Source organism: Bradyrhizobium sp. HKCCYLRH1030, assembly GCF_051168395.1.
Lineage (GTDB): Bacteria > Pseudomonadota > Alphaproteobacteria > Rhizobiales > Xanthobacteraceae > Bradyrhizobium.
Genome location: NZ_JBNPUY010000003.1, coordinates 226,744 through 243,435 on the forward strand (window position 1 = coordinate 226,744; position 16,692 = coordinate 243,435).

Here is a 16,692-nt window from a genome sequence, read left to right on the forward strand (position 1 = left end):
TTACGATGTCGGTTAGTCGGATGTGGCGCCGATGAGGTCGAGCTTGGCGTCGGCCTTGGCGAGCTGCGCGGCGCAACGCTGCGCCCAGGCGCCTGTGTCGGCGAAGGCGCGCCTGGTGGCGCCGAGCGGCAGGAAGTCGTTCAGGATGATGCAGGTCCACTTGACCTGGTAGGCGTCGAGCAGGAGCCGGCAGCGCGCGACGCTGGCCGCGTCCAGTCCGAGGCCGTCCGTGAGCCGGTCGATGAAATGCTCGTGCACCGCCAGCGGCACCGGCACCTCCGGCTGGCAGAAGAAGTCGGAGACGAGCTTGGCCGGATCGTCGCGGCCGGCATATTCGAAGTCGAGGAAGGTGAGCTTATCAGCGTCGTCGATCAGTGCGTTGTGGAAGCCGAAATCGGACGGCGACAGGCAGACCTGATCGGCGGGGATGGCGGTCTCGAAGGCGAGCCCTTCGGCCGCGGCGCCGCGCAGAATGGTCGCCTTCACCTCTGCCCAGGCCGGCTGCAGCCGTGCGGTCACGAACTGTCGGGCGTCGGCCACATGGGGCACGTCGCCATCGAGCGTCGCCAGCCGCGCCACCCGGCGCTCGACGGTGGCGAGGTGCTCGGCGAGGGAGAAGCAGGCCTCGGATCCGGCCGCCAGCGCCGGGCGGGGCGGAGCATTCACGGCGAGCACGAAGTCGATCGCGGCATCGACATGAACGGGCGCCAGCTCCGCGACCGTCAGCTTGCGTCCCTCGACGAAGCTGTACAGGCCAGCCTGTTCGGCGCGGTCGCAGGCCAGGGGCTCCGGCACGACACGGACCCCGTGCGACCAGGCATGGCTGACAAAACTCCATTCGGCGCCGAGCCGGTCGCGGGTGTCGCGAGCGTCGGTGAAGTAGCGCTTGAGGACCAGCGGGCCGTCGGCCGTGTCGAGACGGAAGACCTGGTTGTTGCGGCCGCCGGCCAGCCGCGTCAGTCCCGTAGGGCTGGCCTTGCCGGCCTGCGCGGCGAGGCGCTGGGCGAGCGCCAGCAGGGCGGCGTCGGCGTTGGCCTCAGCCGCGGTCACGGACGACATCCGCCGCGATCTCGGCCCACGAGGCGCGGCGCTCGTAAGGGACGGCCGTGGTCGCGAACTGGTTCTCCGGGTCGAACAGCACCTTGCGCATCCCTTGCGGGAATCCGGTCATGCCCAGGATCTCCGGCAGGTCGTCGACAAAGACCTCGCAGGCCAGCGCATGCGCACGGGCGACCTTCTCGTCCTTGGTCAGCTCGAAGAACACCCGGTCCGGCGCGATCTGGCTGGCGGCCGATCCCATCAGCCCGCGGTCGGTCAGGAAGCCGCGCGCGGCGGCATGCATGTCGTGCTTCGGACCGAGAATGGGGTGTCTGGTCTTATGACTGACGATGAACAGGTCATGCCCGGCGCCGCGGGCCGCGGTCACGAACTCCGCGAAGCCAGGGTAGGGCGACACCAGGTCCATCCGGGCACCGTAGACGTAGCCCTGGAGCTCGGTGAAGTCGTCCTTGCGCCCGGAGCCGTTGAGATGGTCGCGAACGCTGTTCTTGTCGCGGCCGAGATCGGCCGGGATCAGGCCGCGCTCGAGCGCGGCCGCATGAAACACGCCGTCATAGCAGGCGATCGTGTTGTCGAAGTCGATCCCGATCCGCATGGCCTGGACTTAACGCAGCGACATGTCGATCAGCGGACGGCCGACCTTGCCGGCGGCCAGATCCTGCAGCGCCTGGTCGGCCTGGGCGAGGCTGTAGGGCTTCGACAAGAGATCCCGCACCGGGAAGCGGCCGGAGCTCAGCAGCCGGCCGTAGCGGCCGTAGTCGCGATCCGGAACGCTGTCGCCGCCCCAGGTGCCGAGCAGGCTCTTGCCCTGGTTGAAGACGCCGGGATTCAGCGTGAGCGCCGCGCCATGCTTGGCGTTGCCGATCACGACCGCGCGGCCGCCCTGCTGACGGGTGGAATTGATCGCCTGCTCCATCACGGCCGGGATGCCCGAGGATTCGACCGCGAGATCAACGCCCTGCGGCACGATCTTCTTGATCTCGGCCAGCACGTCGCCGGATGCATCGATGACATGCGTTGCGCCGTAGATCTGGGCAAGCGCACGGCGGGTCGGGTTCGGGTCGATGCCGATCACCGGCATCGCGCCGGCCAGCGCGGCGGCCATCAGCGCGTTCAGGCCGATGCCACCGGTGCCGAACACGGCGACTGCGTCGCCGGGCTGCACCTTGAGCACGTTGTAGACCGCGCCCATGCCGGTCGGCGCAGCGCAGCCGAGCAGCACCGCGACATCCATCGGCAGGTCCGGCGGCAGCAGGGTCAGGCGGTTCTCGCTGACGACAGCGTGGCGCTGGAAGGTGGTGACGCCGCCGGCGTTGACCTTCTTGCCATCCCAGTCATAGACGGCGCCGCCAGCCTCGATGCCCGTGCCCTTGATCCAGGACAGCACGACCTTGTCGCCGACCTTGACCTTGGTGACGGCGCTGCCGGCCTCGATCACCGTGCCGGTGCCCTCGTGGCCGAGGCAATGCGGCACCCATTTGTCCTCGCCCTTGTCGCCGCGCCACTCCATGACCTGGGTGCCGCAGGCGCCGGAATAGGCGATCTCGACCAGCACCTGGCCCGGCTTGAGGGCGGGGGTCTCGATCTCGGCCAGCACGAGCGGCTGGCCGGTCTGGACCAGGAGGGCAGCTTGGGTCTTCATGTGATGTCTCAGCTCAACGCGTGGATGATCTTGTCCGCGATCTGGTGGCCGGTCAGTCCCAGCACCTCGCGGGCATATTCCTGTTCGCCTGATTTCTTGAAGAACGCATCCGGCGTGCCGAAGCGCAGAAACTTCTTCGCCTGCGTCTCGGTGTCGGCAAGCCATTCGGACACGGCGGAGCCGAAGCCGCCGATCAGCGAATGCTCCTCGATGGTCGCGACCAGCTTGAAGCGGCTGAAGGCCTGCTTGAGCTTGTCCTCATCCAGCGGCTTCACGGTGTGGAAGCTGACGACCTCGGCGGAGATGCCCTTCTCCTTCAACTTATGTGCGGCTTCAATGACTTCCGGCAGCATGTTGCCGGTCGAGAGCAGGCAGACGTCGGAGCCTTCCTCGATCGTGATCGCCTTGCCGATCTTGAAATCCGCGAGGGGGCCTTTGTGAACGACAGGCTCACCCTTCTTGCCCATGCGGATGTAGACCGGACGGTCCTGCTGCATCGCTGCGCGCAGCGCGCCGCGCACCTCGAAGGCATCGCCCGGGCAGATCACGACCATGTTCGGGATCGAGCGCAGGAACGAGATGTCCTCGCAGGCGTGGTGGGTCGGGCCGAGGCCGGAATAGGCGAGGCCGGCGCCGACCGCGACGATCGTCACGGGGACCTCGTGATAGCAGACGTCGGTGCGGATCTGCTCCAGGCAGCGCGTCGTCACGAACGGCGTGATCGTATAGGCGACCGGGCGCAGGCCGTTCATGGCCATGCCGGCGGCGACGCCCATCATGTTGGCTTCCGCCACGCCGCAGTTGAAGAAGCGGCTGGGGTGCTTGTCCTTGAACTTGTCGAACAGGCGGTTGCCGATGTCGCCCGAGAGCATGACGACGCGGGAATCCTCGTTGCCGAGCTTGGTCAGTTCGTCAGCGAACGCGTTTCTCATGACAGGCCGAGCTCCTTGAACGCCTTCGTCACTTCGTCTGCGGTGGGGGCGCGATAATGCCAGTTGTTGTCGTCTTCCATGAACGACACGCCCTTGCCCTTTACGGTGTGGGCGATCAGCGCCACCGGCTTGCCCGAGCCGTTCGGGATGTTCTGCATGGCTTCCGCCAGCGCGCCGACGTCATGGCCGTCGATCTCGTGCGCGTCCCAGCCGAACGCGGCCCATTTGTCGCGCAAAGGCGCCAGCATCAGGGTCTCGTTGGAGCGCGCGGTCGCCTGCCACTTGTTGTAGTCGACGACGACGCAGACGTTTTCGAGCTTCTGGGCGGCGGCGAACATCGCCGCCTCCCAAACCGAGCCCTCGTTGTTCTCGCCGTCCGAGAGCAGGGCGTAGACGCGGTAGTTCTCGCCCTTGATGCGCCCGGCCAGTGCCATGCCGCAGCCGAGCGGCAGGCCGTGGCCGAGCGAGCCGGTCGCGGCCTCGACGCCAGGCAGCAGGTTGGCCGGCGGATGCTCAGCGAGACGGCCGCCGTCCTGGCAGTAGGTGTCGAGCTCCTCGATCGGGAAGTAGCCCTTCATCGCCAGCGTCGCGAACAGCGCCGCGGCGGCGTGGCCCTTCGAGAGGATGAAGCGGTCGCGCAGCGGATCGGTCGGGTTCTTTGGGTCGATGTTGAGCACATGCCAATAGGCCGCGGTCATCGCATCGGCGCAGGACAGCGACGAGGCCAGATGCGCGGCCTGGGCCTTGTGCGACATCTCGATGATCTTGCCGCGCAGCCTTGCGGCCTGCGCCTTCAGGGCGGCGGCGTCAGGCTTGGCCGCGGTGCTCCGGACTGCAACGTTCATCGTGCTCTCCAGTCGCGCTTCCTCGGGGAAGCGCAGGGGTCTCGATCAGGGTTTATGTTCGTACTTGGTCGGCAGCTTGGCCATGACATCCTCGAAACGTCGCGCCCAGGCGATGACGTCGTCGATGCCCTGTTCCAGCGAGAAGGTGTCGCGCCAGCCGAGCTCGGTGCGCAGCTTGAAGCTGTCGAGCGTATAGGCGGTATCCTTGCCGGGACGCTCGGGTCCGATCTCGACGCAATCCTCGAACGACTTGCCGAGCCGGGCCAGGATCATCTCGACCAGGGTGCGGATCGAGACCAGCTCATAGCCCGAGATGTGATACGTCTCGCCGAGCTTGCCGCTGCGCCCGATCTTCACGGTCGCGTCCGACACGTCGGTCATGTGGATGAAGACGCGGATCGACTTGCCGCCGCCGTCGAGCCGCAGCTTCTGCCCGGTCATCGCCGCCACGATGGTGCGCGGCACGATGCGATAGAGCTGCTGGCCCGGGCCGTACACATTGGCCGCACGTGTGAAGACCACGGGGAACTGGTAGTTGGCGAAATAGGTCCGCAGGCTCATGTCGCCGGCCGCGCGCGACACCGCGTAGGGCGTCGACGGGTTGAACGGCGCGTCCTCACGGACCCAGCCCTCGGTCGAGCCGTAGACCTCGGGCGTCGTGACGTGGACGTAGCGGTCGAGGCCGTCATAGTTGCGCAGGATGTCGTGCAGGCGGACGGCGGAGACGACGTTGGTCATCATCCAGTGGTCCGGATACAGCCAGCTCTCGCCGACCATGCTCTGCGCCGCGAAGTTCACGACGTGAGTCGGCCGCTCCGAGGCCAGCAGCGTCTTGAGCGCATCGAGATCGTGATTGAGATCGACGCGCTGGAAGCGGACCTTGCCGGGACGCTTCTGCCATTTGTACGGCAGGAAGGCGTCATGCGGCTCGTCCGAGCGGCTGGTCGCGATCACGTCGTGACCGGCCGCAGCCAGGAAGTCGACGAAGGTTGCGCCCGAAAACGAGTTCGAGCCGAGGATCAGGTACTTTTCGTTCGCAGCCATCGTCCTTGCCCGTCAGACCTCGCGCGTCGTGATGATGTCGCCGCGCTGGGCGTACAGCCACTGCATGATCATGTGGCCGATCACCATCTGCGCGTCCTCGGCGATCTGCATGTCGTCGACCGCGAAGTGGATCGGCACGTCGGCGAGCGCCTTGGCCTTGCCGCCGGAGAAGCCCAGCACGGCATAGCTGGTCATGCCGATCTTCTTGCCTTCTTCGAGCGCCTTCAGGATGTTCGGCGAGTTGCCGGAGCCGGAGAAGGTGATCAGCACGTCGCCCTTGCGCGCGAGCACCGCGAGTTGCAGCGAGAACACCTGATCATAGCCTTCGTCGTTGGCGAGGCAGGTGATCACGGACGGGTTCGACGACAGCGAGTGCACGCGCAGGCCCGAGCCGGGCGTCTTCGACAGCGCGTAGAGGAAATCGTTGGCGAGGTGGTTGGCGTTGCCGCCGCTGCCGCCATTGCCGCAGAAGAACACCTGGCGGCCGGTCTGCCAGCAATCACGCAGATCATAGGCGAGCTTCTCGACCGGGCTCCAGTCGAAATCCTTCAGCACGGTGCTGAAGCGGCTGGTGTAGTCGGCGAACAGGCTGCCGGGGGTCTTGAAGGCCAGGACGTTCATTTCACGACCTCCTTCTCCATCCATTTCAGATTATACCAGCGGTCGTCGTTCTTGAGCTGGCCTTGCGAGTACATGCCGATGATTTCCTTGATCGCGTCCTCCACCGTCTTCTTCGGCCGGAAGCCGGTTGCGAGCAGGCGATCGGAGTTGACGCGATAGCTGCGCGGGTCGTTCGAGGGCGTCACGATGACCTCGGCCGGCACGTGCTTGGTGACGAGCCTGGCGATGTCGAGGATCGAGATGTTCTCGAAGCCGGCATTGTAGATCCCGGTGTGCTCAGGATGATCGAGCAGGAAGAGATACAGATCGGTGATGTCGTCGATGTGAATGTTCGGGCGAGTCTGGTCGCCGCCGAACACGGTGATGCGGCCGTTCATCAGCGCCTGCATCGTCAGCATATTGACGGAGACGTCGAGCCGCTGGCGCGGAGAGTAGCCGCAGACGGTCGCGGGGCGCACGATCTGCACCACCATGTCGTCCTTGTAGGACAGCACGATGCGCTCGCCGCACATCTTGGTCTTGTTGTACTCGGAGATCGGCAGCAGCTCGAGATCCTCGGTGACCTGCTCCTCTTCCTTGACGCCGTAGACGCTGCCGGAGGAGGCGTAGATGAAGCGCTTGATGCCGTGGCGATAGGCGCGATCGGCGAGCTGCATCGTGGCGAGGCAGGAGATCTCCCAGGTCAGCTTCGGGTCGAGATCGCCGCAGGGATCATTGGCGACGCTGGAGAGATGAATGATGGCGTCGACCCCGGTCAGGTCGATGGCGTCGGGATTGCGGACGTCGCCCTGGACGACGGTGAGATCCGGATGCGGCTCGAGAAAGTTGCCGAACCACATGATGTCGAATGCAACGACCTTATGGCCGGCCTTCAAGAGCTTCGGCACGAGCACGCTGCCCTTGTAGCCGCACGCTCCGGTCACGAATATCTTCATCTGAGCAATCCCCGTGGCTCGCCTGTCGTGTCGCCGGCTGGCGCGTCGCGCGCACCTTTATACAAATTGGCAGAAGAAGGTGACCAGCCCGGCGGCGAAACCCGCCCGTCAAGCGTCCCCGCCACGGCGTGGTTCGTGATTAAACTCCAAATGGGCCCGGCGCAAGCTTTCCGGGTTGCCGATGTCCCGATGATAACCGCTGGTTTCCACGCAGAAAATGCGTCCCAAATAGTTGGGGATGATTTCCGTGGAGAGATCGACGATCGGCTTTCCCAGCGCGGCGATGTCGGCGATGACGGCGGGATCGAATACATAGACCGCGCCATTGGCGAGGTTCCCGGGCGGATTCTTGACCTTCTCGTGGAAGGCGATGACCCTGTGCTGATCGTCCAGCTCGAGAATCCCGCACGAGCTCGGATCATCGGTGCGGAATGCGAGCATCGTCATGATGCAGCCGGGCGGGCGGTTGCGATGGGCGGCGAGCAGCCCCGCGACGTCGAAATCCGTCAGATTGTCGGCGTGAGCCACGAGGAAGGGCTGGTCGCCGAACCAGGCGCGGTTGGCAAGCACGGTGCCGCCCGTCCCGAGCAGTTCATCTTCGTGAACGAGATCGATGCGGTCCCGCCAGCGCGATTGCGCCACGTGCGCGCGCACCTGTTCGGCGAGCCAGTGTGTGTTGAGCAGCGCGCGCTCGATGCCGCCTTCGAACACGAGATCGAGCCAGTAGTCCAGCAATGGACGGTCGTGCACACGCACCAGGCATTTCGGCGTCGTATTGGTCAGCGGGCGCAGCCGGCTTCCGATCCCCGCCGCGAGCAGGAGGGCACGCATGACGACATCCTACTCCTGGCTGAATCCGGTCTCGTCGATTTCCCGCACCAATTCCGCCGTCGTCAACGGCAGATTGCCGACGCGGGAAACCTGGAGGGCAGCCGCCAGCGATCCGAGATAGGAGGCCTGCCAGATATCGGCGCCCGCGCGCAGGCCCATCGAGCAGGCCATGAAGAAGCTGTCGCCGGCACCGGACACGTCCTTCGGGGATGGATTGAACGCCGGCAGGCGGTCCGAGGTGAAGGTGCCGTCCGCCATGGTGTTGATCAGCGCGCCCTCGGCGCCGAGCGTGATCACGAGATTCTTGGTGCGGGCCCGTTCGACCAGCCGCTCGCTGATCACGGCGAGACCCGAAATGAAGTCGTTCAGTGCGACGCGCGCCTCCCGCTCGGTCGGCGTCAGCAGGGTCATGCCCTTGAAGCGGGAGACGTCGCCGGTCTGCGACGACACCTGGCTGTCGGCCGCCATCATCACGCCCTGGGCGCGGGCGCGATCGGCGATCGCGTCGACCAGATCCTGCGGCAGGCAGCCGTAGTTGAAGCAGGAGAACAGCAGCAGATCGCAGGTCTTCAAGGCGCGCTCGACCGAGGTCAGCATCTGCCGCTGCAGGTCGGCATCCGACGCGTGCTGGCGCAGATGATTGACGCGCAACAGCGTCTTGTTGAGCGCGCGAAAACGCTGCTTGCGCGTGGTCGGCCGGCTCTGGTCGGTGAAGGCGTTGAAGTTGACGCCATGCTGTTCGAGCGTGTTGCGGGCGAACCGCGCCGCTTCGTCGTCGCCGACCAGGGTGAAGAATTTCACGTCGGCGCCGAGCCCGTGCGCATGCGCCGCAACCGCACCCGCGCCGCCGACGAAGGTGCGGGTCATCAGCGGCGTCACGACGATGGTCGGGTCCTCCTGGGACATGCCGACCGCATCGCAGGTGACATATTCGTCGACGATCAGGTCGCCGATGACGGCGACCCGCATGCCGGACAGCTTGCGGAGCAGATCCTTCAGATTCGCGATCTCGAAGCCGTGGCGCCTGGGAAATTCCTGCGGCTTGCGGACCGTGGAGATGTCGATGTTGGCGTCGCGTTCCAGCAGCGACAGCGACGCAAAGCGCAGTTCACCGGACGAGAAGATCAGCCGTCCGCCGTAGGCGTCCACGGCCTCCTGCTCGGGATTGGCGCGATCCTCGAACTCCTTGCCCTTGACGACGACCGTCGGCTTCAGATGCGCGATGAAGTCGGACGCCGATGTTTCCAAGCGCACGACATGGTGCACAAAGGCGATGGAACGCACATTTTCGAGGCGCATGTCCTGCGCCAGGGTCACGCCAGGCGTCGAATCGGGATTGACGCCCACGACCAGCACGTCGGCCTGCTCGGCGGCGAACTTCAAAAGCCGTAAATGTCCGGGGTGCACGACGTTGAAGTTGCCGGACACGAACGCAATCGTCTGCCCGGAGTCGCAGGAGGCGCGAACAGTCTGACAGGCCAGATCCATCTCACTCATATCGATCACCTGATCCAAGGAATTCGCCTCCGGTTCGATCGGGCTGAGGTCGGATAATCGGCCACCGTGTCATTCGCGGGCCGAGGAACTCCGATGCAAAGCGTCGCTGTCGCCCGGCACATCTGCACCGCGAATCCCGTTCCGATTTGCATCTTTCATGCTCGACATTGATTTCGTTGCGAAAAAACAAGCACGGTCCCCCGATCGGAGCGATGGAGGGGCCGGCGGCGGTCATTTCCAGCGGTCTCTTTATCAGGTGTGCGCAGCAGCACAAACAGTCCTGTTAGCTTACGGTTGTGTGGTCGCGTTGGAATGCGGCTTCCGGAGAGCTCATCATCCTTTCTCCGCGATGCTCAGCATCTTTGCTGACGAATCAGGCGGAGGATGGATCCGAGGATGCTCCGACGAGAGACGAACTGCTTCGCTGGTGGGCGGGCCAATCGGAAAAGCCTCGGAGGACGCAAGTCTCTCGCAGCATGCCTCAGTGATAGAGATCGAACTGTTCACCCTGTCCCTTTTCGAGATCGGCTGCCAAGGCGCTGCGGTCGATCCGCGGAAACAGCTTGCTGAACTCGGTCCGGTCCAGCAGGGCGAGGTAGGTCTTGAGCATGCCCCTTTCCGAGGGATGCGCGGGATCGAAGAAGTTGCCGGAATCGCGCGATATCTCGGTGCGGCTCATATCGAAGAACTGGATGCCAAGCTGCGCAAATCTTTCGACGGTCTGTGGACTCCTGATCTCGCGCCAGAGCCCGGAATAGGGCCAATAGGCCTCGTCGGTGTCGAGAAAGGCGCCAGCGCTCTCCAGGAACGGATATTGGATCGCAACCACCGAGAACCCGCGCTCGCGGGAAAGCCTGGAAAGTCGCTCGATCTCGCCAAATTCGCGTTCGCTGAGATGAGGGGCGCCCGGAAACGAGGAGGTGACGTACTGAGCGCCGCGCGCCAAGGTTTCGGCCGCCGCATTTCGATAGGGTGGTGCGACCATGACGGAACCATCCTTGCGGAATCCGAACTTGCCGCGGATTGCCTCGGTGCCGACGAGCCTGTTGTTGTCAACGGGCTCGAGTTGCGGCGTCATCATGGCCGAACGGATCGCATCGAGATCTCCGTGATTCCGCATGACGAAGTCCGCGACGTCGTGCAGCTTCCGCCGATGCGAATCGATGCCTTGGGCGAAGTCCATCGTGCGCTCTTTCCGCCAGACGTCAGCGAGGAAATCGCCAAAGAGGAAGTAGTCCAGCGCCACGACGACCACGCGCGGCTTCGCCACCGTGGTCGCGCGATCGACGAAGTCCACAACGTGCGTGAGAGGCCAGGCCGTCAGGCACGCATTGTAGGCCACATAGGGACGGAACATCTGCTCGCGCGCCTGACCGCAGCGCGAGCTTCCCACCAGCAGAACCTCGGGCTGGACCTGTTTGATTCGTTCGAGCTTGTAGGGAGCGTAGTCCTTGAAGGTGCCGAGCCAGACCATCCGTTCGGAGTGCGATTGCTCGGCTGCGAGCACCGAGAGCGGGACGGTCGCGCCCAATCGCCAGCCGACCCATTCGAAAACAGCCAGCAGCGGCAGGAAGACGATGGCGAACAGAGCCACTACGATCGCAAGATACCGCGCCAAAGTTCGAGCCCGCCTTGGTGATTGTGCTTCGGGAGTAAGCGAGTTTGGCTCGCAATCCGCGTCGTGCTGGAAGTTGATTGCGCCAGAATCAGGCTAATGGCTGGGCGTAGCCGCTGCAAGCGGACGATGCGCCGTCGGCACGCCGCCCGCCTGGACAGCTTCGACAAGAACATATCCGCCTTCATAAGGCCGAATGTCGGTGGGAGGGTCCGAGGCCCGTCGCTCGCCATCTCCTGCGCGTTCAGAACTGGAAGTAGAGGAACTGGGAGGTGTCTCCGGCGATGATGTTCATCAGAACCGCCGCCACGAGCGCGATCGAAGTTCCGATGGCCCACGGCAGGGACGGTCGCCACTTCAGGTTCAGAATGCTCCAGGGACGAGGGTTGTGGTAGGTGTCCAGCCCGACCTTCCAACGCTCGAACATCGTGTTCACGTTGGGCAGGGTGAAACAGGCGACATAGCCTGCCAGGATTGCGATCATGAGGCGCGGATCGACGAGGTTCGTTGCCGTGATCTTCTCCGGGTTGGACAGGGCGAGCATCCCCTTGATGAGCCTGACCGCGGCATTCGGATTGTCGGCCCGGAAGAAAACCCATGCCAGAACCACGACGAACTGTGTCAACAAGAGCGCCGCCACCGCATACCAGGCGGTCACCGACAGGCGGGTGAGGGCCGGTCGCTGCGCGACGAATTTGCTCCAGCGATGATTGACGATCAGAAACAGCCCGTGCAGCGCTCCCCAGATGATGAAGGTGAAGCCTGCTCCGTGCCAGAGGCCGCCGAGCAGCATGGTGGCGAAGAGGTTGGTGTTTCTCCGGTGCTCGCCGTAGCGATTGCCGCCAAGCGGGATGTAGAGATAGTCGCGGAGGAAGCGCGACAGCGAGATGTGCCAACGGCGCCAGAACTCGACGATGCTCAGCGACTTGTACGGGGAATCGAAGTTGAAGGGCAGCCGGATCCCGAACATGATCGAAATGCCGATCGCCATGTCGGAGTAGCCTGAGAAATCGAAGTAGATCTGCAGCGAGTAGGCGAGCGCGCCGCCCCAGGCGTCCATCAGGTGAAGGTGGCTCGAATTGGCGGCATGGAACACTGGATTCGCGATCAGGCCGAACCCGTCCGCGATGAACGACTTCTTGAAAAGTCCGATGGTCAGAATCGTAAGGCCGACCGCGACCTTCTCGATGGAAACCCGTCGGCTCTCCTCCGAGCCGAATTGCGGCATCATCTCGCGGTGATGGAGAATCGGGCCGGCGACCAGATGCGGAAAATACGTGACGAACAGGCCGTACTTCACAAAGCTTCGTTCATCGGAATACCCGCCATAGACGTCGGCGAGGTAGGCGATCTGGGTGAAGGTGAAAAACGAAATGCCAAGCGGCAGAACGATCGCAAGCGAGGGGTGCTTCGACGCGGTGATCGCATTGAGGATCTGGATGCCGAAATTCGTATATTTGTAGAACGCGAGCGCGGCCAGGTTGAGCGTGATGGCAGCTGAAAACAGGCCGGTGCGGAGCTTTCCGGTCTGTCCGGCAATCAGCAGACCCATCGTATAATTGAAGACGATGGAGATTAGGATGATCGGGACGAAGTGAATGTCCCAATAGCTGTAGAAGGTGAGCGACGCCGCGGCGAGCCAGCTGAGGCGCACGACAGGGGCGGCGAAAAAGCGAGCCAGCAGAAAATAGCCGACCAGGGTCACCGGCAGGAACAGGAACAGAAACTCAAACTGCGTGAAGAGCATAACAAGTTTCTTGATGTTGCTGCATATTGCGCTGCTTTATCAATGATTGAGGGCGCTGCCAAGTTGCGTGCACCTCTCCAGCTGCGAATTTCGGGGGATGCCGCCTGCTGACGGCAGCGACATGCGGCCGGCCTCTCGAACAGGGCAGACCCTTTTCGATCAATGATTCTTCTGCTATGGCAGCTCAAAATTCGGCCCAACGACGCCAATCCAACGCCGCCATGATGGGGGTTCACGCAATCACTCTCGCCGATGACCGCAGCGGCGAAGAAACCCCTCGATGGATCACGCAGATGACATCCCGATAGGTCTGCGCTCCCGCGCAAAGTAAACTTGGGAGGAGTGGGAAGCCCTCTGTTGCACCGGCTGACGTCGTGTCTAGACTCTCGTCGTCGGAGCTGAAAGCAGCGGCCACGACACCCACCGAGACAACCTATCGAGCGGAAATTGCGTCATGTCGACAGTCGGCCGGTCTGCACCGGAAAAGTCAGCTGAACCGGCCGGATTCGGGCGCTATCTCATCGCAGTCGGAATTGTCGGCTTGGCGGCCGTGTTCGCGTTTTCGCTCGGTTTGTCGCTCTTCTCGTTCGACGCGTGGACGTTGCGCGATGGGCTGTTGCAGATTCCGCGCCAAAGCGACACCAACTGGTATCGTAATTTCGGAGGTCGCAGCATTCCGCAGATCCAGGACCAGGATATCTTCTACAGCAATCTGGGAGGATCGGTCGGAGCCGCCGAGCAGGCTGACATTGTCTTTCTCGGTCCGTCCTTCGTCAGCTATGCCGTAGACCGGCAGACGCTCGCGCAATCGCCGGTGCTCGGTCGATTGGGGATCTACAACATGGCCTTCGTGGGCATTCGCGGCGGTGAGTTCTCGCGGCTCGTGATCCAACGCTGGAAAATCCGTCCGCGTCTGTGGATCATCAATGCCGACGATCAGTTCGTGCACTTCTTCAGCAACGACCTCAACGTCACTCTTGGTCCGCAGAAGCAGCCCATTGCCGCCGTTCAGCGCAACCGACTACGGGGGTACCTGACGGTGGTCGGCCGCAATCTGCACTGGCGCATCGAGGATCTGATTGCGGCGTATCAGAACGGCCATTTCTCGCCCACCGGCCTCTATCGCAACATCGCTGATGGTGACATGGGGCTGGATGACAATCCGGGCTATGTCGCCTTGGGCAACAAGCCGATGCTGTCGGCCCGCGATCCCGACTGCCATACGACCCCCGCGATTGTCGACTATGCGAAGAGATTTCTCCATGAAGTGGGCGGAGAGGCCGTGCTCACATTGGTCCCGCATAGCCAGTCCTGCGTCCAGCAGGCCGCAGAACTGGCGAAGGAATTGAACATCGAACTGATCGCGCCGCCATTCGATGGCCTGACGACGATCGACGGCGGCGGCCATTTGGACAGGCACGGGGCGCAGATCTTTACGAGCTATCTCGCTCGCGAGATCGTCAAGACGGCGGCTTTCAAACGGGCATTTCCCGTTGGAGCTGGCGACGGCAAATGATGCCGATCTTGCTGAATTCCAACCAAGGAGGAGCCGCCGGCTCCACGCGGGGTCGTCCGACACGCTTCGTCCGAGCCCTCGCGCATCAGGTGGGGCTCCCCGAGACCAATCGGCGCCGGGCTTAAGATTCTGAATTCTCATTTCATCCGGTTTTGCTCGCGTTCATCCCCATGTTCGGCTTGGAAAATTCCCGGCACCTCTGTTATAGCTGCGATCCAATCGGCTCAATCCTTGGTTGGCATTTGCGGCGGCGATGTCTCCACGGGGAATTCTCCCATTTGACCCGGCGAGCGTACTGTCCTTATCCCGAGACGTGATCCTTGGCGCGCAGGCGACTTGAATGGCCGGTCGTCCAGGCTCCGCCTTGATCCGAACGCGCGGAATCCGGGATTTCAAGGTTGTGTGGAACTTGGTCGTATGAAACTGCAAAAGCAAAGGCCGATGCGCGGCGGCCGCCGACGGTTTGTCTACCAGGTCTTCGTCATAGTCGGAGCGACCCTCAATCTGCTGCCGCGACGCGCGGTGTTCCTTGGTCTGGTCATCGCTTTCGCCGCGAGACTTCCACTCCGGCGGCGCCTTGCTCAGGCCTATTTTCCCTATGCGACGTCGCATCTTGCAGCTCGGCCGGAGTTTCGTTTTTCGACGGCTCTCAGCCGATACTTCCCCGGCGCTTCGATTCAAGCCCTGAGCAGCATCGGCGCCTATCGCGAGGCGGCCGGGACTGTCGGCCGCGAAACCTTGGCGTTCGATGATGCGGACACCAGATACGCGCTGGTTCGATCCTTGTTCGAACTGGGCGAGTTTTCGGAAGCGCGCGATGCCGCGGCGGGAGCGAAGCCCGAACAGCTCGAAGCGACGGTCGATCTCGCCTTCTACAAGGCCATGGTTGACGTGATCGAAGGGGATGAGGCTGCGGCGCTCGACGCGATGTTCTGGGCGGGCCGGAGCAGCCTGCATTTTTTCCGTCCCCACCAGAACATCGCAGCTCGGAATTCACCGCGCTATGTTCCCAACAGCCTCGATTTCCTCTGCGGCGCTCCCGGCCGGCTGTTCGACCTGTGCAATTTCACGGGCCAGCGCGTGATGCATGTCGGTCGCGGCGAGATTGCAATTCGGTTGTATGAGCGCGCCTTGGATGCGCAGCGGGAACTGCGGGCATCGCCGCCACCGCTTTCTGATGAGTTGAAGCGTCTGCTCGACCGGCTCGGCCTCACCTTCGATACGCTGCGGCTCGTTCCTGAGGAATGGGCGACGCAGATCGGCCATCTCGGCATGCTCGACATTCTGTTTCGGATGCGAGAGCTGGGCTGGTGGTCAGGCGAAGCCGTGATCGTCGTCCGTCCCGATAGCATCGCCAACGCGGTCTTCTTCAAGCTGTTTGAAGGTTTCGGCAAGGTCGTGGTGATCGGCGAAACCGTATCGGAGCGACTGGGTGAGGAGCTGCTGTCCTTGCAGCGCTGGTGCGGGTTGAACTTCAACGCGTTCAGGCTGCCGGATGGGCGGGTCGTGCCCTGGCAGGACGCGGGTGCGATCGCCATCGAGCAATGGGAGCGTGAGGGCAGAGGGCATCCGTTGCGTGATGCCTACGACCGGAGTGCGGCCGCCGCTGCGGCTCGCTTCGATGCGTTCCGTTCCAGGTACGGCATGAAGCCCGACGACTGGTATGTGTGCCTGCACACCCGGGACGCAGCGCATTATTTCGAGTTCATGGGCACAGGGCAGACCCACCGCAATGCGCCGATCGAGACGTCTTTGGACGCCATTCGTCTGATCGCCTCCCGTGGCGGATGGGTCATCAAGCTCGGTGGTCCGAACTCGCCGAGGCTTCCGCCGATGGCTCGCACGATCGATTACGCGCTGAGCGAATTCAGATCGGAGCCGATGGACATCCACCTGATCCGCCACGCCCACGCCTTCATCGGGACGACGTCCGGGCTGACGAATGTCGCTGTCAGTTTCGGCATTCCTTGTGCGATCGTGAATGCGATCACGACCGACGCCCAGCTGTGGAACAGCAACGTCCGTTTTGCCCTCAAGCCCGTCAGACTGGCAGACGGCACCGTGCTGACGCAGCACCAACTGACAACGTCGCCCTGGCGCTGGCGCGTGTTCGATGCAGCCGTGCTGGGCCGGAGCGGCGCGCATCCGGAGACCAACTCGGCGGACGACATCCGCCACACGGCGGATGAGGTCCTGGCCATCGCCGACGGTCGGTTGGCTGAATTCGAAGGCGATCACGATGGCGCACGACTGCTGTCGCGCTGGAGGCGTGCGCTGGGGCTGCCCTATTACTACGGCACCAGCCGTCCGAGCCTCGGTTTCCTGGCCAATCATGAGACGGAATTGCTGCACGACGCTGGTGAGGGTCACTGAGCCATGCAGATGGGGGACGAAGCGGCGGAGAGGGG

General features: G+C 63.4%; 14 protein-coding genes. 2 read left to right on the forward strand and 12 right to left on the reverse strand.

What is annotated here, in order from left to right; translation table 11 throughout:
• Positions 1-12: 12 nt before the first annotated feature.
• The 12 genes from ACQR1E_RS11255 to ACQR1E_RS11310 form a co-directional block, all read right to left on the reverse strand.
• A complete protein-coding gene (locus ACQR1E_RS11255) occupies positions 13-1,050 on the reverse strand; it encodes a phosphotransferase (protein WP_434897044.1) in 1,038 nt (345 codons plus the stop codon).
• The gene (locus ACQR1E_RS11260; RefSeq protein WP_315753231.1) at positions 1,037-1,654 is read right to left on the reverse strand and encodes a hypothetical protein; all 618 of its coding nucleotides are present in this window, start codon (positions 1,652-1,654) and stop codon (positions 1,037-1,039) included. The genes ACQR1E_RS11255 and ACQR1E_RS11260 overlap by 14 nt, the downstream gene beginning before the upstream one ends.
• A 9-nt stretch (positions 1,655-1,663) precedes the next feature.
• Positions 1,664-2,701, reverse strand: a complete 1,038-nt coding sequence (locus ACQR1E_RS11265; protein ID WP_315753230.1) for a zinc-binding dehydrogenase — start codon at positions 2,699-2,701, stop codon at positions 1,664-1,666.
• Positions 2,702-2,709: 8 nt separating this feature from the next.
• Positions 2,710-3,633 carry a transketolase family protein gene (locus ACQR1E_RS11270; protein ID WP_315828209.1) on the reverse strand — a complete coding sequence of 308 codons (924 nt, stop codon included), beginning with the start codon at positions 3,631-3,633 and terminating at the stop codon, positions 2,710-2,712.
• Positions 3,630-4,478, reverse strand: a complete 849-nt coding sequence (locus ACQR1E_RS11275) for a transketolase (RefSeq protein ID WP_316169683.1) — start codon at positions 4,476-4,478, stop codon at positions 3,630-3,632. Before ACQR1E_RS11275 ends, ACQR1E_RS11270 begins: the two co-directional genes overlap by 4 nt.
• A 45-nt stretch (positions 4,479-4,523) precedes the next feature.
• Entirely contained in the window at positions 4,524-5,522 is a 999-nt protein-coding gene (locus tag ACQR1E_RS11280; protein WP_315828207.1) for an NAD-dependent epimerase/dehydratase family protein, read from the reverse strand.
• A 12-nt stretch (positions 5,523-5,534) separates the two neighbouring features.
• Positions 5,535-6,143 (reverse strand): SIS domain-containing protein, encoded by a 609-nt coding sequence (locus ACQR1E_RS11285; protein ID WP_315712798.1) that lies wholly within the window; start codon positions 6,141-6,143, stop codon positions 5,535-5,537.
• Positions 6,140-7,078 carry an NAD-dependent epimerase/dehydratase family protein gene (locus tag ACQR1E_RS11290; protein ID WP_315712796.1) on the reverse strand — a complete coding sequence of 313 codons (939 nt, stop codon included), beginning with the start codon at positions 7,076-7,078 and terminating at the stop codon, positions 6,140-6,142. Before ACQR1E_RS11290 ends, ACQR1E_RS11285 begins: the two co-directional genes overlap by 4 nt.
• Before the next feature lie 108 nt (positions 7,079-7,186).
• Complete coding sequence (locus tag ACQR1E_RS11295; RefSeq protein ID WP_315753226.1) at positions 7,187-7,909, reverse strand: nucleotidyltransferase family protein; 723 nt, start codon at positions 7,907-7,909, stop codon at positions 7,187-7,189.
• 9 nt (positions 7,910-7,918) lie between these two features.
• Positions 7,919-9,406, reverse strand: coding sequence for a PfkB family carbohydrate kinase (locus ACQR1E_RS11300; RefSeq protein WP_409977946.1), 1,488 nt, complete (start codon positions 9,404-9,406; stop codon positions 7,919-7,921).
• 481 nt (positions 9,407-9,887) lie between these two features.
• A complete protein-coding gene (locus ACQR1E_RS11305; protein ID WP_315828205.1) occupies positions 9,888-11,000 on the reverse strand; it encodes a hypothetical protein in 1,113 nt (370 codons plus the stop codon).
• A gap of 265 nt (positions 11,001-11,265) precedes the next feature.
• A complete protein-coding gene (locus ACQR1E_RS11310; protein ID WP_434897045.1) occupies positions 11,266-12,768 on the reverse strand; it encodes an MBOAT family O-acyltransferase in 1,503 nt (500 codons plus the stop codon).
• Between the two features lie 454 nt (positions 12,769-13,222).
• On the opposite strand from ACQR1E_RS11310, the gene ACQR1E_RS11315 reads away from it, so the two are divergent.
• Entirely contained in the window at positions 13,223-14,284 is a 1,062-nt protein-coding gene (locus ACQR1E_RS11315; protein WP_434897046.1) for a hypothetical protein, read from the forward strand.
• A 417-nt stretch (positions 14,285-14,701) separates the two neighbouring features.
• Positions 14,702-16,657: a TIGR04372 family glycosyltransferase gene (locus ACQR1E_RS11320; protein WP_434897047.1), complete on the forward strand. Its 1,956-nt coding sequence runs from the start codon at positions 14,702-14,704 to the stop codon at positions 16,655-16,657.
• Positions 16,658-16,692 lie beyond the last annotated feature (35 nt).